The organism is Rhodococcus sp. ACPA1, from assembly GCF_002300195.1.
In the GTDB taxonomy this organism is placed as follows: domain Bacteria; phylum Actinomycetota; class Actinomycetes; order Mycobacteriales; family Mycobacteriaceae; genus Rhodococcus_F; species Rhodococcus_F opacus.
This window is the reverse complement of sequence record NZ_NSDX01000004.1, coordinates 1,290,341-1,312,203: the sequence shown is the minus strand read 5'-3', so window position 1 is coordinate 1,312,203 and position 21,863 is coordinate 1,290,341. Positions and strand designations below refer to the sequence as shown.

22 protein-coding genes are annotated in these 21,863 nt (G+C 66.9%); 14 read left to right on the top strand and 8 right to left on the bottom strand.

The features are described from left to right. The 3 genes from CJ177_RS24075 to CJ177_RS24065 all read left to right on the top strand — a co-directional run bounded on the left by CJ177_RS24075 (window position 1) and on the right by CJ177_RS24065 (window position 2,968). Window positions 1-1,500: a lipopolysaccharide assembly protein LapB gene (locus CJ177_RS24075; protein WP_005250063.1), complete on the top strand. Its 1,500-nt coding sequence runs from the start codon at window positions 1-3 to the stop codon at window positions 1,498-1,500. A 191-nt stretch (window positions 1,501-1,691) separates the two neighbouring features. Beyond that, window positions 1,692-2,453: a ParA family protein gene (locus CJ177_RS24070; protein WP_005250062.1), complete on the top strand. Its 762-nt coding sequence runs from the start codon at window positions 1,692-1,694 to the stop codon at window positions 2,451-2,453. Next, window positions 2,450-2,968 carry a hypothetical protein gene (locus CJ177_RS24065; protein ID WP_025433498.1) on the top strand — a complete coding sequence of 173 codons (519 nt, stop codon included), beginning with the start codon at window positions 2,450-2,452 and terminating at the stop codon, window positions 2,966-2,968. The genes CJ177_RS24070 and CJ177_RS24065 overlap by 4 nt, the downstream gene beginning before the upstream one ends. Window positions 2,969-3,014: 46 nt before the next feature. Here the strand turns inward: CJ177_RS24065 and CJ177_RS24060 are convergent, their stop codons facing one another. Then, entirely contained in the window at window positions 3,015-3,737 is a 723-nt protein-coding gene (locus tag CJ177_RS24060) for an SDR family NAD(P)-dependent oxidoreductase (RefSeq protein WP_095868771.1), read from the bottom strand. A 343-nt stretch (window positions 3,738-4,080) separates the two neighbouring features. Between CJ177_RS24060 and ahpC the strand changes: the two genes are divergently transcribed. The 4 genes from ahpC (at window position 4,081) to CJ177_RS24040 (ending at window position 8,308) form a co-directional block, all read left to right on the top strand. Then, a complete protein-coding gene (gene ahpC, locus CJ177_RS24055) occupies window positions 4,081-4,644 on the top strand; it encodes an alkyl hydroperoxide reductase subunit C (RefSeq protein WP_005250059.1) in 564 nt (187 codons plus the stop codon). Window positions 4,645-4,818: 174 nt separating this feature from the next. Then, window positions 4,819-6,411: an alkyl hydroperoxide reductase subunit F gene (gene ahpF / locus CJ177_RS24050; protein ID WP_095868770.1), complete on the top strand. Its 1,593-nt coding sequence runs from the start codon at window positions 4,819-4,821 to the stop codon at window positions 6,409-6,411. Between the two features lie 118 nt (window positions 6,412-6,529). Continuing rightward, the gene (locus CJ177_RS24045; RefSeq protein WP_095868769.1) at window positions 6,530-7,804 is read left to right on the top strand and encodes a CHAT domain-containing protein; all 1,275 of its coding nucleotides are present in this window, start codon (window positions 6,530-6,532) and stop codon (window positions 7,802-7,804) included. Window positions 7,805-7,894: 90 nt separating this feature from the next. Next, window positions 7,895-8,308, top strand: coding sequence for a VOC family protein (locus tag CJ177_RS24040; RefSeq protein ID WP_005250056.1), 414 nt, complete (start codon window positions 7,895-7,897; stop codon window positions 8,306-8,308). Here CJ177_RS24040 and CJ177_RS24035 read toward each other — a convergent pair. Beyond that, on the bottom strand, window positions 8,273-9,484 hold the full coding sequence (locus CJ177_RS24035) for an FAD-dependent monooxygenase (protein ID WP_095868768.1): 1,212 nt from the start codon (window positions 9,482-9,484) through the stop codon (window positions 8,273-8,275). The two genes, CJ177_RS24040 and CJ177_RS24035, sit on opposite strands and share 36 nt — an antisense overlap. A gap of 92 nt (window positions 9,485-9,576) precedes the next feature. Between CJ177_RS24035 and CJ177_RS24030 the strand changes: the two genes are divergently transcribed. After that, window positions 9,577-10,293, top strand: a complete 717-nt coding sequence (locus CJ177_RS24030; RefSeq protein ID WP_025433500.1) for a TetR/AcrR family transcriptional regulator — start codon at window positions 9,577-9,579, stop codon at window positions 10,291-10,293. Between the two features lie 15 nt (window positions 10,294-10,308). On the opposite strand, the gene CJ177_RS24025 is transcribed toward CJ177_RS24030, so the two are convergent. Further along, window positions 10,309-10,635 (bottom strand): hypothetical protein, encoded by a 327-nt coding sequence (locus CJ177_RS24025; RefSeq protein ID WP_005250053.1) that lies wholly within the window; start codon window positions 10,633-10,635, stop codon window positions 10,309-10,311. A 63-nt stretch (window positions 10,636-10,698) separates the two neighbouring features. Continuing rightward, window positions 10,699-11,709, bottom strand: coding sequence for a GlxA family transcriptional regulator (locus CJ177_RS24020; RefSeq protein WP_179443271.1), 1,011 nt, complete (start codon window positions 11,707-11,709; stop codon window positions 10,699-10,701). A 105-nt stretch (window positions 11,710-11,814) separates the two neighbouring features. Between CJ177_RS24020 and CJ177_RS24015 the strand changes: the two genes are divergently transcribed. The 3 genes from CJ177_RS24015 (at window position 11,815) to CJ177_RS24005 (ending at window position 15,246) form a co-directional block, all read left to right on the top strand. Beyond that, window positions 11,815-12,111, top strand: a complete 297-nt coding sequence (locus tag CJ177_RS24015; protein WP_095868766.1) for a putative quinol monooxygenase — start codon at window positions 11,815-11,817, stop codon at window positions 12,109-12,111. Window positions 12,112-12,201: 90 nt separating this feature from the next. Continuing rightward, window positions 12,202-13,383, top strand: coding sequence for a zinc-dependent alcohol dehydrogenase (locus CJ177_RS24010; protein ID WP_005250050.1), 1,182 nt, complete (start codon window positions 12,202-12,204; stop codon window positions 13,381-13,383). A gap of 282 nt (window positions 13,384-13,665) precedes the next feature. Beyond that, window positions 13,666-15,246, top strand: a complete 1,581-nt coding sequence (locus CJ177_RS24005) for an FAD-binding oxidoreductase (RefSeq protein WP_095868765.1) — start codon at window positions 13,666-13,668, stop codon at window positions 15,244-15,246. Window positions 15,247-15,258: 12 nt separating this feature from the next. On the opposite strand, the gene CJ177_RS24000 is transcribed toward CJ177_RS24005, so the two are convergent. Then, complete coding sequence (locus CJ177_RS24000; RefSeq protein WP_025433502.1) at window positions 15,259-15,750, bottom strand: MarR family winged helix-turn-helix transcriptional regulator; 492 nt, start codon at window positions 15,748-15,750, stop codon at window positions 15,259-15,261. A 158-nt stretch (window positions 15,751-15,908) separates the two neighbouring features. Between CJ177_RS24000 and CJ177_RS23995 the strand changes: the two genes are divergently transcribed. Both CJ177_RS23995 and CJ177_RS23990 read left to right on the top strand, forming a co-directional pair. Beyond that, complete coding sequence (locus CJ177_RS23995; RefSeq protein ID WP_179443270.1) at window positions 15,909-17,390, top strand: aldehyde dehydrogenase; 1,482 nt, start codon at window positions 15,909-15,911, stop codon at window positions 17,388-17,390. 26 nt (window positions 17,391-17,416) lie between these two features. Further along, window positions 17,417-18,520, top strand: a complete 1,104-nt coding sequence (locus CJ177_RS23990) for an NAD(P)-dependent alcohol dehydrogenase (RefSeq protein WP_095868764.1) — start codon at window positions 17,417-17,419, stop codon at window positions 18,518-18,520. On the opposite strand, the gene CJ177_RS23985 is transcribed toward CJ177_RS23990, so the two are convergent. Further along, window positions 18,521-19,447 carry an AraC family transcriptional regulator gene (locus tag CJ177_RS23985; RefSeq protein ID WP_095868763.1) on the bottom strand — a complete coding sequence of 309 codons (927 nt, stop codon included), beginning with the start codon at window positions 19,445-19,447 and terminating at the stop codon, window positions 18,521-18,523. It abuts the gene before it with no gap. A gap of 231 nt (window positions 19,448-19,678) precedes the next feature. Here CJ177_RS23985 and CJ177_RS47445 point away from each other — a divergent pair, with 231 nt between their 5' ends. Beyond that, complete coding sequence (locus CJ177_RS47445) at window positions 19,679-19,834, top strand: hypothetical protein (protein ID WP_164709609.1); 156 nt, start codon at window positions 19,679-19,681, stop codon at window positions 19,832-19,834. A gap of 53 nt (window positions 19,835-19,887) precedes the next feature. Here CJ177_RS47445 and CJ177_RS23980 read toward each other — a convergent pair whose 3' ends face one another. Continuing rightward, window positions 19,888-20,559 carry a 4-carboxy-4-hydroxy-2-oxoadipate aldolase/oxaloacetate decarboxylase gene (locus tag CJ177_RS23980; protein WP_005250043.1) on the bottom strand — a complete coding sequence of 224 codons (672 nt, stop codon included), beginning with the start codon at window positions 20,557-20,559 and terminating at the stop codon, window positions 19,888-19,890. A gap of 36 nt (window positions 20,560-20,595) precedes the next feature. Continuing rightward, on the bottom strand, window positions 20,596-21,804 hold the full coding sequence (locus CJ177_RS23975) for an aspartate transaminase (protein WP_095868762.1): 1,209 nt from the start codon (window positions 21,802-21,804) through the stop codon (window positions 20,596-20,598). Between the last annotated feature and the right edge of the window lie 59 nt (window positions 21,805-21,863).

The following is a 21,863-nucleotide window of genomic DNA, read 5'->3' as shown; positions in this document are numbered from 1 at the left end:
ATGGCGCGCGACCTCCTCGCGGCCGGCGCGGCAGCGTACTCCCGCGGAGAGGTCGCCGAGGCACTCCGGACATTCGAGCGGGTCGCCCGCTCGACCACCGGTGAGCTGCGGACGAGCGCGATCATCAACGCGGCCAGCATGTCCGACGAGCTGGGCGATCACACGAGGGCCGTCGACCTCTACCGGGAAGCCCTCGCGGTGATGCCGGCCGACGCGATCCGGATGCGTCCCGCGGCGCTGGTCAACCTGTCGCAGGCATTGCAGCACATCGGCGACCTCGACGGTGCGCAGGACGCGCTCGAGCAGGCGCGGGGACTGCTCGCGGCAGCCGACGATCAGGGCGACCTGCGGGTCGCGTGCCTGCTGTCACTGACCGCGGTCGCGATGCACCGGCAGCAGTGGGCGCACGCGGCCGACATCGCCACCGAGTCCCTCGACGCGGCAGTGCGTTTCGCCTCCGCGCTGGCGGGCCACCCGCTCATGAACCTGGCCGCCATCCACTTCGAGACCGGGCGCTTCGACCTCTCCGACGACTTCGCCTGCCAGGCGCTCGACGCGTTCGAGACCGCGGGCGACATCCACGCGATCGCCGAAACACAGCAGAACCTGGGCATCATGCACGTCCGCTCGGGGCGGTTCGACGACGCGGAACCGCTGCTGCTGTCGAGCGAGACGTATTTCGAGCGCGCCGGGATCGGTCACCGGGCGGGAATCGGATCGAAGGTGCTGGCCTTTCTCGCCGAGGGGCGGGGCGACACCGAACGCGCGTCGACACTCTATCGCCGCAGCCTCGACTACTTCCGGAGTTCCGGAGCGGTACTCGACGTCGCGGACGTCGAGACCCGCCTCGCCACCGTCGCCTTCGGTGAAGGGCGACCCGACGACGGAGAGGAGCTGCTCGCCGCCGCGTTCGACACGTACTGCGGGCTGGGGCTCGGGCTGCACTGCGCGCAGGTCGACTTCTGGCATGCAGCCCTGCTCGAATCCGCGCTCGCGGCGTCCGACACCCCTGACAGCGCGGTGCGGGCACGAGCCACCGCGCTCGCGGTGCCCGCGGCGATCGCCATCGACGCCGTGCGGTGCACACTCCCGAACGGGCGTCAGCGCGAGCAGTGGAACCGCGAGATCGCAAATCCGGCGATTCACTTGGCGTTCCGCCTCGCCTACGCGTCGGGTGATGCGCGCCTGGTGGCCGATCTCGTCGAAGCGCAATGCGCGGGGACGACGGTGGACGTCGGCCGGGCCGGGCACAGCGCGCCGGCGCGGCTGCCTCTGCAGTTGCCGGACCTTCCCCCGGCGGGCGCGACCGGCACCGAGGGTTCGTTTTTGCTCGGCGCCGCACTGGCCGGGGTCGCAGCCGGCGCCGGTCTGCCGGTGCCACTTCCTCCGCGGCTCGTCGTCACGCCGGATGGACGGATTGTGCTGGGCACCGCGATCGCGGTCGCCGAGGAACGCTATCGACGCGCGGTCCGGGACAGCCGGGTGGTGCCTGCGTGGTGACCGGTCGCCGATCGGCGTTGTGCCAGATCCGGTACCGACCTGGATCGGCGTCAGCGCATATACAGCGGAAGGTCGGGGCTCACACACTCGGCGAGGATCTCCCGGCTCATATCGGCGGCTCGTCCGCGGACCTCGACCAAATTAAGTATCTTGAGCTACGTCACTATATTTTCACGAAGGGACAGGCCCACATGACCCGCACCATCGCAGTGGTCAACCATAAAGGCGGCTCCACCAAAACCACGAGCACGGTCAACCTCGCCCAAGCCCTCGTCGAAGCCGGCTACACCGTCCGCGTCATCGACCTCGACCCACAATGCAACGCCACGACCTGGCTCGGCGCCACGCCCGAAGCCGTCGACAACGATGTCTTGTCGGTACTCATGCTGGTGGCGAGCATCGAAGACGCCACCACCATCACCGCGTCCGGGATCCACCTCGTGCCTGCCACCAAGGAACTCGATTCCGTCGGGCCCTACTTCCTCAAGAAGCCCGGTGCACACGGCATCCTGCGCAAGGCCCTCGCCAGCGCCCCCGACGTCGACTTCAACCTCCTCGACTGCCCCGGAGACTTCGACCACCTGACCATCAGCGCACTCGTCGCCTGCACGGAAGTGCTCGCCGCTGTCATGACGGGAGCCATGGAACTCGAAGCGCTCATGCGGATCGAAAACTACATCACCCAGCAGGTCGAGCTGCTCAACCCCACTGCACGGCTCAATCACATTCTGTGCGGCCGCGTCGAACTCGGCCAGGTCATCGACCAGCAGGTCCTCGCCGCGCTCCACGAGACCTACCCCGACCAGACGATGCGCACCATCATCCCGAAGTCCGTCCGCGTCAGCGAAAGCTACAGCGCCGAAGAACCCGTCGTCAGGTGGGCACCGTCCTCCTCCGCAGCCCGCGCCTACCGCGACGCCGCCCAAGAACTCGTCGAAAGGGACCTCCGATGACCGCGACACGTAAGCCCGGACTCGCCAACAACCCCCTCGAACGACGCCCCCAGCCCCGCACAGGCGCCCACCAGGACGGGGCGTACTCGAGAACTCGTCGCAAGGACCTTCTGACGAACGTGACACGTAAACCCGGACTCGCCAACAACCCCCTCGAACGCCGCAAGCCACGACTGCCGAACCTCGTCGAACAGGGCGTGGACCTCGCACAAGAAGCAGTCACCATCGCCGAACTCCAACCGGGGCCGGTGGCCCTCGGCGAGGAAAGGAAGACCACCACACGGGTCCCCGCAGACAAGAAGCAGGAATCCGTCTCCATCAACCGCGCCAAGGTCGAAAATGGCAAGAATGCCGTCGCCGCCATCGGCCACATCGCCGGCGCCCCCAACAGTTGGCCCAACCTCGTCGACGAAGCCCTCGCCCACTACCTCGCCATCCTCGAACGCAAATACAACAATGGCGAACCCTTCCCGCCGCGCATCCGCGAACGCGTCCGGGGACCACGCATCAACTAGCCCGCCCAGGTACCAAGTGGCGGAGGAGCGCCTATCGCGCACCGGGTCAGTCGACGACAGCGCCCCCGGTGAGGTTGATCTCGGTCGCGGTCATCGTCATGGCCCAGTCGGACGCGGCGAAGACGGCCGCGTTCGCGACATCGGCGTAGCTCGGGCGCCGTGGCAGCAGCAGACGGGTGGCGTCCGGGTCGGGCTCGTCCGGTTTCGGGGAGCCCGGCGACAGTAGCCAGGCGACGCGGACACCCTGCGGCCCGAGCTCAGCGGCCAACTGTCGGCACAGGCCGGCGAGTGCGGCCCACGCGACGTGGGAGCCACCGAGGTTCGGGATCGCCTCCCGTCCGCCAGCCATGACGAGGATGACGCCGGTGCCGCGTTCCACCATGTGGCGCGCAGCGGCCGTGGCCACAGTGAAGCTCGTCGTGACCGCCTTGGCGACTGGCTGCATGACGTCGCCGACCCCCATGTCGACGAGCGGCGTGCCTTGGATGTCGTCGTTGAAGGTGGCGTTGAAGCAGACGTCGATGCCGCCGCTCTGGTCCGCCACCGCCGCGGCATGCCGCTCAACCGCGTCCCGGTCCACCGCATCGAGAACGGCGACGTGCGCAATCCCGCCCTCTCCCCTGATGCTGTGGGCGACATCCTCGAGCGTGGCCCGCGTGCGTCCGGTGAGGTGCACCTCAGCGCCTTCCCGCGCGTACGCCCGAGCGACCGCGGAGCCGACGGCGCCACTGCCCCCGTGGACGATCGTGGTGCGGTTCTGCAGCAGCATCACTCATCCGCCTTTCACGTCTCGCGTACCAGGGTAAAACCGCGCGATGTACAACCGCGCGAGATTCCGGACTTCATCGGCACGAGCTGCAGCGGCAAAGTCTGGTTCCATTCCCTACGAGGAGTTTCGGGGCGATGGGTGTCACGGTCGTCACACCGCACGTCCGGCGACCACCCCGGGCCGTGCGGGTGGAGTGCGGCACTGACCTGCAGCGCTGCCGATTCGGCGACTATTGATAGCCCCACCCAATCTATGGAATAGGTCTCATAGATTGGACCTATTCCAATGTGCTGGATAGCCTCGTCGCTGTCGGCTTCCCCGTATCCACCGAATAGAGGTTTCAATGGCCCTGATCAACACGCAGATCAAGCCCTTCGCCGCGAACGCTTTCAAGGACGGCGCGTTCATCACCGTGTCCGCGGACGACATCAAGGACAAGTGGGCGGTCTTCTACTTCTACCCGGCCGACTTCACCTTCGTCTGCCCGACGGAACTCGGCGACCTCGCCGACCACCACGAGGAACTGCAGCGCCTCGGCGTCGAGGTCTTCTCGGTGTCCACCGACACGCACTTCACGCACAAGGCATGGCACGGATCGTCCGACACCATCGGCAAGATCAAGTACGCCATGATCGGTGACCCGACCCAGGAGATCAGCAAGAACTTCGAGGTCCTCCGCGAGAACGAGGGATTGGCCGACCGCGGCACCTTCCTCGTCGACCCCGACGGTGTCATCCAGTTCACCGAGGTCACCGCAGAAGGCATCGGGCGCAATGCCGCTGAGCTGGTTCGCAAGGTCAAGGCCGCTCAGTATGTCCGGTCGCACCCGGGCGAGGTCTGCCCGGCCAAGTGGGAAGAGGGCGAAGAGACCCTCGCGCCGTCGCTCGATCTCGTCGGCAAGATCTGACGCAGCCCAGTCGTACCGCAGGCACGGGCTCAGGTTTCCTGAGCCCGTGCGGGCGGTTCCCGGTGCTCAGCTCCCGTGGGGGCAATCGGTGTCGCACCAACACCTTCCGGACCACCTGAACCAGAATTTCCGGTTTCCGATCCCTTGTCCTCCCGATCGATGGAGTAGATCCTCATGCTCGAAGCCTCGCTTGCCGGCCAACTGAAGTCCCTGCTCGAAAAGCTGACCCTGCCGATCGAGCTCGTGTCCTCACTCGACGACGGACCCAAGTCGGTCGAACTCGCCGAACTGCTCACCCAGATCGCGGCGATGTCGGAAAAGATCACCTACGAACGCCGCGACGACGACACGAGACGCCCGTCGTTCGCGGTCCGCCGCAGCGGCACCGACATCGAGGTCCGCTTCGCCGGCATCCCGCTCGGCCACGAGTTCACCTCGCTCGCACTCGCTTTGCTCCAGATCGGCGGCCACCCGTCGAAGGAGGCCCCCGAACTGCTCGAGCAGGTCCGTGACCTCGACGGCGACTTCCACTTCGAGACCTACTTCTCGCTGTCCTGCCAGAACTGCCCCGACGTGGTGCAGGCCCTGAATCTGATGTGCGTGCTCAATCCGCGCATCAGCCACGTCGCGATCGACGGCGCCCTGTTCCAGGACGAGGTCGACGGCCGCCAGATCATGGCAGTCCCGACGGTCTTCCTCAACGGCGAACTCTTCGGCTCCGGCCGGATGAGCCTGGAGGAAATCGCCGGCAAGCTCGACGTCGGCGCCGCAGACCGAGCCGCCGCCGCGATCGCGCAGAAGGATCCCTTCGACGTGCTCGTCGTCGGAGGTGGCCCGTCCGGTGCCGCGGCCGCGGTATATGCCGCGCGCAAGGGAATTCGCACCGGAATCGCCGCTGAACGCTTCGGCGGTCAGGTGCTCGACACCATGGCGATCGAGAACTTCATCTCCGTCCCTTACACCGAGGGACCCCAGTTCGGGTCGGCGCTCGAGAATCACGTCCGTCAGTACGGCGTCGACATCATGAACACGCAGCGTGCCGCGAAGCTCGTGCCGGCCGCCACCGAGAACGGTCTCGTCGAGATCGAACTGGAAAGCGGTGCTTCTCTTCTCGCGCGCACCGTGATCCTGTCGACGGGTGCGCGGTGGCGTTCGATGAACGTGCCCGGCGAGGACACGTACCGGAACAAGGGTGTGACCTACTGCCCGCACTGCGACGGACCGCTGTTCAAGGGCAAGCGCGTCGCCGTGATCGGTGGCGGTAACTCCGGCGTCGAGGCCGCAATCGACCTCGCGGGAATCGTCGAGCACGTCACGCTCGTCGAGTTCGACTCGGTGCTCCGCGCCGACGACGTGTTGCAGCGCAAGCTGCGCAGCCTCCCGAACGCGGACATCCTCCTGAGCACGCTCACGACGGAGGTCCTCGGGGACGGTAACAAGGTCACCGGCCTGACCTACCAGGACCGCACGACCGATACCTCGCACACGCTCGACATCGAGGGTGTCTTCGTCCAGATCGGCCTCCTGCCCAACACCGAGTGGCTGGCCGGGTCCGTCGAGTTGTCCGATCGCGGCGAGATCGCGATCGACGACCGCGGCCAGACGTCGGTGCCCGGCGTGTTCGCTGCCGGCGACTGCACGACCGTGCCGTACAAGCAGATCGTGATCGCCGCCGGTGCCGGAGCAACGGCAGCGCTGAGCGCGTTCGATCGGCTCATCCGGACGGGCGTACCCGCCGAGGATTCCACCGCCGCAACGGTCGGATAGCTCGGCCGAGGTCGACGAGCCGTGCCTGCATCCGTGCAGGCACGGCTTTCGGCTTTCGGATCGACCCGGGTGCCCGGTACGCACACCACCGCCCGGGTGGGTAAGGGATGCTGGGACGGTGCCGACTGACCTGTCTCACCCGCCGACCGCGATCGTCCGGATGGCCGACGCCGGCGATCTGTACACGTCGTGGCGGTGGACCCACGATTCTCATCCCGGCGGTGTCGGCGTCGCACCCGCCGTGCAGGTGGACGAAGCCCTCGCTACGTTGGCCCGGGCCCTGCCCGACCTCACGGATCCGCAGGGGCTGCACCACGCGCTGACGGCGGGCGGTTTCTCCGCTTACGAGTCGGAGCACGATCTGGCTCAGCTCCTTTCGCGCACATTCCTCCCGTTCGGTCTCGCGCAGCAATTGCACGAGCTGTTCACCCGCGGTGTGCGCCCCCACCTCCGGATCCAGCCGTCGCCCCGCGTCGCGCAGGTGCCGTGGGAACTGATCGCACCCGACGCCGGGCTGCGTCTCGTCGACATCGCGGACGTCAGCCTGCTGGCTCCGCTCAGCATCGTCCACTCGCCCGGCCGACCGGTCCGAGCCTGGACGCACACCCGACAACTCCCCGTCGTCGCGGTGCTCGACCCCAGGGTTCCGGGCTTCCGCGCGGATTCGGCGCTCGGCTCGGTCCTGGGGCGGATGGCCGCGGACAGTCCGCTGTCGCAGCGGGTCGCGACCTACGCCGGGGAGGGCCGGCTGCTCCCCGCCGTCGACGGACCGACGGACTGTTTCCGCCGCGAAGACGTGGACCGGGAGTGGCTCGGCGCAGCGTTGCGTGAAGGTGCGGGCCGCCTGGTGTACGTCGGACATGTCACCGCGGCGGCACCCGAATCCGGTCAGAGCGAGCACGCCGAACTACACCTCGCCTGCGCCGCGGACTCCGTCGGGTTCGCGGAGCCGACCCGTGCCCACCGGCCGTTGTCCGCGAAGGACCTGCTGCTGGGCACGCACACGCTCACGGCCGAGCCGATCCGCGGCACGGAGTTGTGGCCGATCCCGAGCCGGGTCGCACTCATCGCCTGCGAGAGCGGTGGCGACCTGCGGTTCAGCGAGGCACTCGGATTGGTCTCCGCGATGATCGCCGGCGGGGCGGAACTCGTCACGGCCAGCCGCTGGGCGCTGCCCACCGACCTCGCGTTCCAGCGCATCGCCGGCGCCGCAACATCCTCGTGTCCTCTGCAGGACGCCATCTGCTCGATCGACGCGGCGCACGAACTGCCCGACGCGGTCGGCGCGCTCTGCGACTGGCAACGCGACCGGGTGGCCACCTGGCGGGACGAGCGGACGATCGAGCACTCACCGGTGCTGTGGGCGGCGTTCGCGACGGTCTCGACGCACTGATCCGCCTCGGCCGTCCGTTCCCCACATCGTGTCGGCCGGTCGTTGTACCGTCGTTGCTGTCGGTTCCGGCACGAAGAAGGAGCATGTCCCATGACCTCTCGTCTCAACCCCTACATCAGCTTCGACGGCAACGCGCGGCAGGCAATGGAGTTCTACAAGGAAGTCTTCGGCGGCACCCTCGCGTTGAACACGTTCGGTGAATACGGTGCGCCGGAAGGCGAGGGCGCCGACAAGATCATGCACGCCATGCTCGAGTCGGACAACGGCTACACGCTCATGGGTGCAGACACCCCGCCCGGTATGGAACACAACCCGGGGACCAATATCGCGGTGAGCCTGAGCGGAGACGACGGCGACGAACTCCGCGGCTACTGGGCCGAGCTCGCCGACGGCGGATCCGTGTCCGTGCCCCTGGAGAAGCAGATGTGGGGAGACGAATTCGGCGCCTGTACAGACAAGTTCGGCATTTCATGGATGGTCAACATCGCCGGCACACCCGGCTGATCGCAGCGCAGGGTAGTCCTGCAGATCGATGTCGGTAGCGAAGGAATCGGTCAGCTTCATCATCAGGCCGAACAGAGTCTTGGACTTGAACGTCCAGTTGCGCCGCCTGATTCGAATAGCCGACTTCGGCGCCAGAAACGGTCCGGCGCTGCCCCTGCGGGCGATCTTCGCGTACCCGAGCATCTGCTCGTTGTAGCGTCCGAATGCCACGCGGTGGTCGCCGTCGGCGGCGGCGAGTTCACCCGCCAGTACATACGCACCCACGAGGGCGAGTCCGGTCCCGAAGCCACCCAGCGTGTTTCCGTACGCGGCGTCGCCGACCAGGGCCACGCGGCCGGCGGTGTAGGTATCGGTCTCGACCCTCGCGATCGAGTCGAGGTAGAAGTCGGGCGCGTCGTCCAGGTGCGCGAGCAGCCGGGGCACGCGCCACCCCGCATCGGCATACACGGTGGTCAGCATTCGTTTCTGCTGGGTGACGTCGCCGCGGTCGTACTCGATCCGGTCGGAGGCGAAGACGAACAATTCCGGAGCCTTCGGTCCGCCGACGACGGCCATCCGACCCGGCTCGTTGTACATCAGTCCCGTCCCGCGTTCCCGGTCCGGCGAGGCGTCACTCGCCGAACCCGTGGTCCCGACGACGGCGTAGTAGTACCCGAGGAATCGAACGAACTCGTCCTCCGGCCCGAACCGGTGGCGGCGGACGGCCGAGTGAATGCCGTCGGCGCCGAACACCAGGTCGAAGCGGCGTGCGTCCGACTTCTCGAATGTGACCTCGACACCCGACTCCGTGTCGACCAGTGCGGCGACGGAATCACCGAAGAGGTACTCGCACGAATCCGCGGTGCGTCGGTAGAGGATCTCGGTGAGGTCGCCCCGCAGGATCTCGACGTCTCCGCCGACGAATTCCCCCGGGATGGTCGCCAGGTGCCTGTCGCGTTCGTCGACGATCAGGAGGTCGGTCTTTCCGGTCTGCCTGTCGAGCACGTCGTCGAGAATTCCCATCCTCTCCAGGACTTTTCGGTGAACCTCCCCCTTGAAGTCGACGGCCTGGCCGCCGAGCCGAAGGTCGGGCGCCCGCTCGACGACGGTGACGGCGTATCCGCACCGACCGAGCCAGAACGCCAGGGCCGGCCCGGCGATGCTTGCACCCGAGATCAGGACGGTTCTGTTCGGCATGGGAGCCTCCAACGGATTAATTGTGTCTGATGGACACAATTCAGTGTATGGTAGACACTATTCCGGATCAAGAGTCGGCCAGAGGAGCGCAGATGGTCACCCAGCCCCGTACCGCCGAGCTGCTGTGGGGGTCGTCGGAGAGACCGAAGCGGGGTCCGAAGCCCGCGCTGAGCCTCGAGCAGATCGTCGCCACCGCGATCTCGATGGCGGATGCCGAGGGCCTCGCCACACTGTCGATGCAGCGCCTCGCCGAAGACCTCGGGTTCACCAAGATGTCCCTCTACCGCTACACCCCCGGCAAGGCCGAGTTGACCGCCCTCATGCTCGATGCCGCTCTGGGACCCGCGCCCGACCTGTCCGGGATCGACGGCGGCTGGCGCGCTGCGCTCCACGAGTGGGCCCTCCGGATGTGGGCGGGCCTCCGGCGGCATCCGTGGGTGGTGGACGTCGCCGTCGGTCCACGCGTGCTGGGCCCGAACGAACTGGACTGGCTCGAAACCGGCCTCGACGCACTGCGCGACACGGGACTCGACGGCGGGGAACGCCTGGACGCGGTGGTCCTGATCACCGGACACGTGCGCAGCCTCGTTCAGCAGACGACGGCCCCCGGCGCCGAAACCGACACACCCGAGAAATCCCTGAACGCGATCATGACGGGAATCCTCGCCGACCACGCCGACCGCTACCCCGAGGTGAGGGCCGCGTTCACGTCGGCCGGTTCCACCTCCGGGCAGGACGACGCGCTGGAATTCGGCCTGGCCCGGATCTTCGACGGTCTCGCCGCCCTCGTCGCGGCCCGTGCCGAATAGCAGAGCGCGAGGCCCTCAGCTCGCCTGCGGTTTCAGGTCGCCGTAGTGGGTGTGCGCCTTGCCGGCGAGAAGCCACAGAGGCGCCGACGCGTCGTCGTCGGACAGGTAGCCCTTGTCGCGACCGTCGGCCAGGTACTGGGAGCGCACCCATTCCTCCATCGCCTCGTTCGACTGGTCGGGCAGACCGTAGATCTGCGCGACGGCGCGGTGAAGTTGTTCGTCGTCGACGGTCATGCCCTGCGGCTGCTTTCGCAGGTTCAGCGCCTTGTCCGTCTCCCCCGCTCGGTGCAGGTGGACGATGTGGAAGGCCATCTCACACACGAACGGCTGATTTCGGTTCACGATGCTCCTCTCCGTTCGTCACCCTCGATCGTCCCGCCCGAGTCCGTCCGGCGCCAGTGCGAACTATCGGCCGGGCCGCGCTCCCCGTCCGCTCCGCCGGTGTTCGTGGCCGAATGACGCGTTGCCACGGCGGATCTCGGTTGTGCTCGTGTGACGCCGACGGCGAATCAACGCGCGCAGTGTGGCCGAGTTCTGGTAGCCGACAGCGGACGCGATCGTGTCGACGCTCTGCTGCGTCGTGCGTAGGAGGAATGTCGCCTGGTCGAGTCGGATCTCCTGAACGAACTCCACCGGCGACATGCCCAGCACTGCGGCGGTGGTGCGTTGCAGCGTTCGTTCACTCACCCCGATCGCGTGCGCGACCGAGTTGATGGGCAACGGTTCCGCGAGGTGATCGCGAATCCACCGTTCGAAGGCGGTCATCGTCGGATCGGCGGTGGCGAGCAGGGACGGCACCGCGAAGATCGCCTGCGAGGGGCGGTCGCCGATCAGGAGGTACCGGGCGACGAGATCTGCCAGCGCCGGGCTGTGCTGCTGGACGATCGCCAGCGCGAGATCGATGTGCGCGAACGCCGCCCCAGCCGTCGTCACCCGGTCGTCGTGGATGAGGGTGCGCCGCTCGTCGAGGTCGACGCGGGCATAGCGGGCGCGGAACGCCGGCCCGAGCCACCAACTCGTCGTCGCGGTCAATCCGTCGAGCACCCCGGCCTCGCCGAGGAAGAACGTGCCGCTGCACGCCGCGGCGAGGGCGGCGCCGGAACTGCGCCCCTCCGCGACCCAGTCGAGGGCGGGATGCCCGCGCACCACGTCGACGATCCGATCCGGCGTCTTCACCCCGAGGGCGGGCATGACGAGGACGTCGGGCGGCTCGGCGATCGCCGTCAGTGGGGCGGTGGCCAGCACGAGTCCGTGACCGGTGCGGACCGATGGTCCGACCGCGACGGGGATGACGGTGAACGCCTGGTCGCCCGCCTCCGCGTCGTCACGCAGGGCATCGGCCGTCGCCAGGACGTCGAGCATGACGCTCAGACCCGAATCGAACATGCCGTCCACGGCGAGCACCGCGACTCTCATGACGGAAACGGTAACAAAGGTGGCGCTTCCGCCGCCCCGCATGCCGCTCGACGCCCATAGCGTCGGAGTTGAACGAAGTCGTACATCGACCGAGGAGGAGACATCATGACGATCGACAGAGGAATACTGGCACTGCTCGAGGCCAAGCCGGGCAAGGGTGAAGACCTGGCCGCGTTCCTCGAGCAGGGACGCGCCCTGGCGGCGGAAGAACAGGGCACCGTCACCTGGTACGCGTTCAAAGTCAGCGACACGACGTACGGCATCTTCGACACGTTCGAGAACGAGGAAGGCCGGCAGGCGCACCTGACCGGAGCCATCCCCCAGGCACTGGGCACGGTCGGACCCGAACTGCTCGCCAGGGATCCCGACATTCGTCCCGTCGACGTCATCGCCGTCAAGTAGGGGCGATACCGCCCCGGTGAGCACGGTTTACCCTCATCCCCCGTCGGGCACCCGAACACGGACATCGACCGACGAGAGGTGTGGTTCCCAGTGCGAGCAGTCACGTGGCAAGGCAAGCGAAAGGTCAGCGTCGACACCGTCGCCGATCCGAGGATCGAACACCCGACCGACGCCATCATCAGGGTCACGACGACGAATATCTGCGGTTCCGATCTGCACCTGTACGAAACTCTCGGTCCGTTCATGGAAGAAGGGGACATTCTCGGCCACGAACCGATGGGGATCGTCGAAGAAGTCGGCACGGAGGCGGGCGACCTGAAGGTCGGCGACCGCGTCGTGATCCCGTTCCAGATCTCGTGCGGCAACTGTTTCATGTGCAACATGCAGCTGTACACGCAGTGTGAGACGACGCAGGTCCGCGAGCAGGGCATGGGAGCGGCGTTGTTCGGTTTCTCCAAGCTCTACGGCGAGGTGCCGGGAGGACAAGCCGAGTACCTGCGCGTGCCCCAGGCCCAGTTCACCCACATGAAAGTCCCCGAGGGACCGCCGGATTCGCGATTCGTCTACCTGTCCGATGTGCTGCCGACGGCGTGGCAGTCGGTCGAGTACGCCGCGATCCCCGAGGGCGGGTCGGTGACCGTGCTCGGCCTCGGACCGATCGGAGACATGGCGGCGCGCATCGCCCACCACAAGGGTGCACGGGTCATCGCGGTCGACAACGTCCCCGAACGTCTTGCTCGCGCCAAGGCCCGAGGCATCGAAACCCTGAACCTGGACGAGCACGGCGGCGATCTCGCCGACGTCATCCGCGATGCGACCGACGGTCGCGGCACCGACTCGGTGATCGACGCGGTCGGCATGGAGGCGCACGGTTCACCGATCGGCAAACTGGCCCAGCAGATCGTCGGGTACCTGCCCGACGCGGTGGCGGCGCCGCTCATGCAGAAGGCCGGTGTCGACCGACTCGGCGCGCTGTATTCGGCGATCGACATCGTCCGCCGCGGAGGAACGATTTCCATCATCGGCGTCTACGGCGGCATGGCCGACCCGATTCCCATGCTCACGTTGTTCGACAAGCAGATTCAGCTGCGCATGGGCCAAGCCAACATCAAGAAGTGGGTGGACGACATCATGCCGCTGCTCGGCGACGACGACCCACTCGGCGTCGACACCTTCGCCACCCACGAACTCCCCCTCGATCACGCACCCCACGCGTACGAAATCTTTCAGAAGAAACAGGACGGTGCGGTGAAGATCCAGCTCAAACCCTGAGCAACGCAGGCGCACGCAGCGGTGGCCGGGAACCCGTGACGGGGGGCCCGGCCACCGCCGCCGTTTTGCGCAAACCGGATAGACCTCTCCGCGAGAATCTCGCTGACCAGCACGGATGCCGGAGAAATCCGCATCACGCCCGGCGCATAGCGGATTGCCCCTTTCAGTGACGCCCCTCACACTTGTAAGCAAGGAAACCTGATATTCAGCGATCAGCTGTCGCAGGTCTTGCGTACGACCCGGCCGCAGTGAGGTGGCCGCCCGAACGAGGAGCAGTCAAGAATGACGCGAACCCTTCCCCCCGGCGTTTCCGACGAGCGATTCGACGCGGCGCTCCAACGCTTCCGCGACATCGTGGGCGACAAGTGGGTCCTGTCGACCGCCGACGAGCTCGAAGCGTTCCGCGACCCGTACCCGGTCGGCGCCGCCGAGGCCAACATGCCGTCGGCCGTCGTCTCACCGGAATCGACCGAGCAGGTCCAGGACATCGTCCGGATCGCCAACGAGTACGGCATCCCCCTCTCCCCGGTCTCGACCGGAAAGAACAACGGTTACGGCGGCGCCGCTCCGAGGCTGTCGGGTTCGGTGATCGTCAAGACGGGCGAGCGGATGAACCGGATCCTCGAGGTCAACGAGAAGTACGGTTACGCACTGCTCGAACCCGGGGTCACCTACTTCGACCTCTACGACTATCTGCAGAGCCACGATTCCGGACTGATGCTCGACTGCCCCGACCTGGGGTGGGGCAGCGTGGTCGGTAACACTCTGGACCGCGGCGTCGGGTACACCCCGTACGGCGACCACTTCATGTGGCAGACGGGCCTGGAAGTGGTGCTGCCGCAAGGTGATGTGATGCGCACCGGGATGGGCGCACTACCCGGCAGCGACGCGTGGCAGCTGTTTCCCTACGGGTTCGGCCCCTTCCCGGACGGCATGTTCACCCAGTCGAATCTCGGGATCGTCACCAAGATGGGGATCGCCCTGATGCAGCGGCCGCCCGCGTCGCAGTCGTTCCTGATCACCTTCGACAAGGAGGAGGATCTGGAGCAGATCGTCGACATCATGCTGCCGCTGCGCATCAACATGGCTCCGCTGCAGAATGTTCCGGTGCTGCGCAACATCTTCATGGACGCGGCCGCGGTGTCGAAGCGCACCGAGTGGTTCGACGGTGACGGGCCGATGCCGGCCGAGGCGATCGAGAGGATGAAGAAAGACCTCGATCTCGGATTCTGGAACTTCTACGGCACCCTGTACGGACCTCCGCCGCTGATCGAGATGTACTACGGGATGATCAAGGAGGCGTTCGGCAAGATTCCCGGTGCCCGCTTCTTCACACACGAGGAACGCGACGACCGCGGTGGACATGTGTTGCAGGACAGGCACAAGATCAACAACGGAATCCCCAGCCTGGACGAACTGCAGCTCCTGGACTGGGTACCCAACGGCGGGCACATCGGATTCTCCCCGGTGTCGGCGCCGGACGGTCGCGAGGCGATGAAACAGTTCGAGATGGTGCGCGCTCGCGCCGACGAATACGCCAAGGACTACGCGGCGCAATTCATCATCGGACTCCGCGAGATGCACCACGTGTGCCTGTTCATCTACGACACGGCGATCCCCGACGCTCGTGAGGAAATCCTGCAGATGACGAAGGTCCTCGTCCGCGAGGCCGCCGACGCGGGCTACGGCGAGTACCGCACCCACAACGCCCTGATGGACGACGTGATGGCGACGTTCGACTGGGGCGACGGTGCGCTGCTGAAGTTCCACGAGAAGATCAAGGACGCCCTCGATCCCAACGGCATCATCGCGCCCGGCAAGTCCGGTGTGTGGCCGCAACGGTTCCGTGGCCAGAACCTCTGACACCCACCCGCCTCAGTGCGCGGGCGTCTCGGCCAGGGCGATCCGGCAGCGGCCGAGGTATCCGCGGAACGCCTCGCGCTGACGAACACTCATGTCGGCGAGCATCTGTTCCTCCAGCCCACAGATGCTCGTGTCGTACTCGGCGAGAAGGTCCAGAGCCTCCGCGGTCAGGCTGGTGAGCATGCGGCGGCGATTGGCGGGGTCGACGCGCCTGGTCACCAGTCCGCGGCGCTCGAGCGCGGAGAGCATCTCGCCCATCGTCTGCGCGGTGACGAAGGAATTTCGTGCCAGCTCGGCGGACGACAATCCGTCGCGCCGGCGCAGGACGGTCAGCGCCGTGTACTGGAGCGCGGTGATGCCCATCGGCCGCAGCAGGGCATCCATGTGCGATCGGATCGCCAGCTCGACCTGCTTGATCGCGTACAGCAGGGTCGGCGAGGAGTCGTGCGCGTACTCCCCGTCGAGCGGTGTCTCGTCGATCTCGTCCGGAAGGTCCGTCGTCATCGTCCACTTCTCCCCGCGCCTCGAGCTCGAGGCCCACGAACTCGGACCTCAGGTTTCCTGACTATCTTAGGTCGCCCGAGCCGGGTTCGACCGCAACAACGAACACAAGGAACCCTGCCGAATACGGTCGGCAGCTCATACGAATCGAAGGCAGCGACATGACCGTCACCGACGACACAGTCCTCATTACCCGACCGCAGATCGGGCCACGTCAGCTGTTCATCGACGGGCAGTGGCGCGAGGCCGGCGCCGGGGAACGATTCGAGATCGTCGACCCCTCCACCGGGAAGCCCGTCACCACCGTCGCCGAGGCGGACGCGGACGATCTCGACTCCGCCGTCCGCGCCGCACGTGCCGCGTTCGACGACGGCCGCTGGTCGGGACTGCCCGGCCGCGAACGGGCCCGGATCCTGCTCCGCGCCGCTGCGCTCGTCCGCGAACGGGCCGACGAGATCGTCGCCGTCGAAAGCGTCGACGTCGGCAAACCCGTCTCCCTGTGCCGACCGGTCGACGTGGTGACCACCGCCGAACAGTACGAGTACTGCGCCGCGCTCGCGCAGACCGCGGGCGGATCGAACCGGGAGACGCCTCTCGACGCCCACGCCTACACTCGCCGCGAACCGCTCGGGGTCGTCGGCGCCATCACCCCGTTCAACTTCCCACTCATCCTCAGTACGTCGAAAATCGCACCCGCCCTGGCGGCCGGGAACACCGTGGTCCACAAGCCCGCCGAGGACACCCCGCTGAGCGCCCTGCTGATGGCGGAGATCCTCACCGAGGCAGGGGTTCCCGCGGGTGTGGTCAACGTCGTCACCGGCAAGGGGTCGACCGTCGGCGAAGCCCTGTTGCAGCACAAGGGGATCGACAAGATCGCCTTCACCGGATCGACGGCGGTCGGTCGGCACGCCGCGAGCGTCGCCGGAGAGAACCTCACACCCGTCACCATGGAACTCGGCGGCAACGCCGCGCACATCGTCTTCGACGACGCCGACGTGGACAAGGCGATCGGCGCGATCATCAAGGGCTTCGTGTTCAACACCGGACAGTTCTGCATGGGCGGCCCGCGACTGCTCGTGGCCCGGCCGCTCTACGAGACGGTGCTCGGCATCCTCGGCCAGGCCGTTCCCGGTGTGCCCGTGGGCGACCCGTTCGACCCGACTACCGTCGTCGGACCGATGGCCGGGGACAAGCACGTGCGGAAGGTCGAGGAGTACGTGCGGATCGCCCGGAGCGAGAACGCACGCATCATCGCCGGCGGCGAACGCCTGGATCTGAACGGCGGCTACTACTACAAGCCGACCGTTATCGCCGACCTGCCCAACACCTCCCGCGTGGTGCAGGAGGAAATCTTCGGACCGGTGCTGACGGTACAACCGTTCGACACCGAGGACGAGGCAATCGGGTTGGCCAACAGCACCGAATACGGGCTCGCATCGGGCCTGCAGACCGTCGACGTCGCACGGGCTCACCGCGTCGCGGCCCGACTGCAGGCCGGAATCGTGTGGGTCAACGACTGGGCCATGCTCGACCCCGCCGTCCCGTTCGGTGGCGTGAAGAACTCCGGATTCGGCCGCGAATACGGCCCGGAGGCGCTCGAGTCGTATTCCAAGGTCAAGTCCGTCGTCATCTCCCTCGCCTAGAGCGCCTCACCCTTTCAGGAGCACCCATGACCACCAGCACCACTGCCGCCGTCGTCGAAACCGGCGGAGCGAAGTTCACCGTGTCCACCGTCGACCTCGACGAACCACGCCCCGACGAGATCCTCGTTCGTCTCGTCGCCGCGGGCCTGTGCCACACCGACCTCGGCGTCGCCTCGGGCGCGTTGCCGTTCCCGCTGCCCGGCGTGCTCGGGCACGAGGGAGCCGGGATCGTCGAGAAGGTCGGCGCCGGAGTGACGACGGTCGACGTCGGAGATCACGTCCTCCTGTCGTTCAGCTCGTGCGGTTCGTGCGGAAACTGCCGCGACGGGCATCCGGCCTACTGCGCAACCTGGCTGCCGCTCAACCTGATCGGGGGCGGGCGCGCCGACGGCACAAGCCCCGTCAGTCGCGGCGGCGAGGCGATCGGTGGGCACTTCTTCGGGCAGTCCTCCTTCGCGCACCATGCCGTCGTCGACGCGCGCAGTGCGGTCAAGGTCGACCCGGACGCCCCACTGGACGTACTGGCGCCGCTGGGGTGCGGAGTACAGACCGGAGTCGGGGCGGTGTGGAACGTGCTGAAACCCCGCCCGGGGCAGGACGTGCTCGTCACGGGGGCGGGCGCCGTCGGGCTGTCGGCGGTGATGGCCGCGGCTCTGACTCCCGCGCCGAAGGTGATCGTCGTCGACCGGGTTCCGGCTCGGCTCGAACTCGCCCGTGAACTCGGCGCGACCCATGTGATCAACGCTGCCGAGGTCGACACCGCGGAGGAACTGGCGAAGATCGTTCCCGGCGGCGTCGACGGCGCGGTCGAGACCACCGGCAACGTCGGGGTGCTGCGGACCGCGATCGACGCGCTCGCACCTCGCGGCACGGCCGTCATCGTCGGTGCACCGGCCTTCGGCACCGAGGTGCCGGTCGACGTCAACGCCATGATCCCGGGCCGCACCATCGTGGGTCTGACGCTCGGCGACAGCGAAACCCAGACTCTCATCCCCGTGCTCGTCGACCTCGTCAAGTCGGGCCGGTTGCCGATCGGCCGTCTCATCACGCACTACAGTTTCGACGACATCAACACCGCGGTCGCGGACATGACCAGCGGCGCCTCGATCAAACCGGTTCTCCGGTTCTGATCATCGAGAAGCAATCGAACGCAGTGCCGCAGAGGGGCTTTCACCGAACAACTCGCGGTACTGCCCGGCGAAGCGACCCAGGTGGTTGAACCCCCACCGGTAGGCGATCTCGGCGACGCCTGCCGTCTCGGGGTCGGCCGCCAGCAGGTCGCCACGGACCTTCCGCAGCCGGAGGTCCCGCAGATAGCGCATCGGAGTGGTGTGCAACGACGTCTGGAAGCCGTGCTGCAGCCCCCGCAGACTCACCCCGACCGCGCCCGCGATCTCGAGGGCGGTCAACGGCTCGTCCGCGTGCGCCTCGATGTACTGCTTGGCGTGCTCGACCGCCGCCGGGCAGGCGGGGGCGACGGTCGCCGCCAACTGCTCGCTGTAGTCGTGGCGCGATGCCAGGAGCAGCGACACGATCACGCTCTGTGTCAGCGGCGCCAGCAGTAGCGGGTGGCGGAATAGCGCATCCGTGTCGCGCAGTTGCACCGACAGGGCCTGCATCACGGACCACCACTGCTGCCCGTGCCCGGTGGTGATGTCCAACGCGAGGTCGAAGGCGATCGGGTTGCGGATGGGGCGTCCGAGGAGGAGGGCGAGTTGCTCCTCGACGGCGCGGCGTTCGATCTTCATCCCCAGGATCCGTCGGGTCTCCTGCCCCCAGCCCTGGAGCACCGATCCGCGGTCCGCGCGGTACACGGCGGCGCACGACGGGGTCGCGATGATCCGGTCGGCGCCCGAACTCGTCTTCAAACGGCCGCTCACCGGCACATTGACCTGGTACCAGTCCTCGAGTTTGCCGGTTTCGATCTCGACCTCGGTGTCGTAGGACAGCCAGCCCATTGTGACGGGACCCAGCTCGGCGGCGTCGAGGTGTATGCCGAAGCTCTGCTGATCGCCGAGAACTTCCACGGAGTGCGGGTAGAACAGTCGTCCGCCCACGTGGCGCGCCTCTTCGACGTCTCGGCTGACGAGAGAGACAGACGCTGAGCCGCCGACAGAGGTGGACATCTCACAATGAGACCAGAGTCACACCACGATTGCAAGGTTTCCTTATCTTGAAGTCTGTCAAGGACAGTCTTTGAACCGTCCGATCGGGTAGTACCCGAGCCAGCCGGCCCAGGGGCATACTTGGCCGGCTCGGGGGTTTCCGCAGACGATACGGAGAAACTGATGCTCGACCGGCTGTACGCCGCTGTCCTCGCCGTCGCCGGGCTCGGCTACGGGGGATACATCCTCCTCGACGAGCTGACCGGAGGCTCGGACACCCCCGGAGAGGAAGACCATCACCTCCGCCGAGAACCCTCCGAGCAGGTGTCCACGGCATAACCGCACCTTCGTCATGGCACTCTGATGGACCGCTGCGGCAGGCAGCGGCCGGCTCACTGGTCGACGGTGAGGCCCTTCGCTTCGAGCACCTGGGCGAGATTGCTGACCTGGATCGGGGTTTCGCCCTTCTTGTACCGCTCGATGTAGGCGGCCTCGGCGGCGTCGCGCTCACGGGAGGCGTCGATGGCGAACTGGACCTCGTCGCGCCGGACCACGACCACTCCGTCGCAGTCACCCTTGATCACGTCGCCGGGATAGATGATCTGGCCGCCGAACACCAACGGCTGGTTGACGGGACCGAGGGATTCCTTCACCGTTCCCTCGATGCACACGTGCTTGGAGAAGACGGGGAACCCGAGTTCGCGGATCTCCCGGCTGTCCCGCACTCCGCCGTCCGTGACCAGTGCGCTGATGCCTCGGGCCACGCACGCGTTGGCCAGCACGTCGCCGAACTGGCCCGCCGGCTGGTCGCCGGAGGACACGATGAGCACGTCGCCGGGTTGCGCGTAGCTGATGGCGACCTGGAGCATGATGTTGTCGCGCGGATGGCAGACGACCGTGAACGCCGTTCCACAGAACGACATGTCGCGGTCGATGGGCTTGATCCCGGAATCCAGTGCGCCCTTGCGGCCCTGGGCTTCGTGGATGGTGGCGGCCGAGTAGGCGCCCAGCCGGTCGATCGCGGCCTTGTCGGCGCGGTCGATCTTGGTAGTGACGTGAACCATGGTGTCTCCGTTGGTCGTGTAAATGGGCGGGTGGGGTCAGCTGAGCGACGCGACGGCTTTCTCGACCGCCGCGGCCGCGTTCCGCAGCACGTCCTCGGACGTGGCGAACGAGACGCGGAAATACGACTGGGCGCCGTACGCGGAGCCCTGGATGGTGGCCACCGACGCGTGGTCGAGGAGGAAGAGCACCACGTCCTGGTCGTTCTCGAGCAGTGTGCCGTCGGGTGTCCGCTTGCCCACCAGGCCGGAGCATCCGACGAACAGGTAGAATGCGCCCTGCGGCAGTACGGGTTCCAGACCATCGATTCGGGAGAACAATTCGAAGATGACGTCCCGCCGTGCCCGGTAGCTCGCGACGGAGGTGGTGACGAAACTCTGATCGCCGGTGAGCGCCTCGGCCGCGGCGGCCTGGCTGATCGACGACGGGCAGGAGGAACTCTGCGACTGCAGCTTGTTGATCGCTGCGATCAGGCCCTTGTTCCCGACGCCGTACCCCAGACGCCAGCCGGTCATCGCGTAGGCCTTCGAGACACCGTTGGTCACCAGGATCCGATCACGGAGGTGCGGCGCGGACGACAACAGGTTCGGAACGGGTGAGTCGGTGAAGACGATCTCGTCGTAGATTTCGTCGCAGAGGACGTTCACGTGCGGGTTCCGATCGAGGACCATTGCCAGTTCCGCCAGTTCCCGCTCGCTGTACACCGCACCGGTCGGATTCGACGGCGCGTTGAGGATCACCCATTTCGTCGCGGGAGTGATGGCGGCAGCGAGCTTCTCCGCGGTGAGCAGGAACCGGTCGGATTCCGGGCAGTCGACGACGACGGGTGTTCCGCCGTGAACGGTCACCATGTCGGGGTACGACACCCAGTACGGTGCGGGCACGATCACCTCGGTGCCCTCCTCCACCGTCGCCATCAGCGCCAGGAAGATGACCTGCTTGGCACCACCGCCGACGGTGATCTCGTTGTCCGCGAACTCGACCCCGGTCCGGTCGAGCATCCGCTTCGAGATCGCGTCCCGCAGTGCGGGAATACCGTTGACGGGGGTGTACTTGGTGAGACCGGATTCCATCGCTGCGACGGCTGCCGCCTTGATGTGGTCCGGCGTGTCGAAATCGGGCTCTCCGACCGTCAGGTCGAGGATCTCCCGCCCCGACGCCCGGAGCTCGCGAACCCGTTGCGCAGCTGCCACACTCGGTGACTCACGCATCTGGTCGACTCGTGCTGCAGGGACGAAGGTGGACATTGTTCCTCCTGGTAGAGGGCGTGGGAACGAAAGAAGCCGGGAAGTCGGGCGGTACCTTC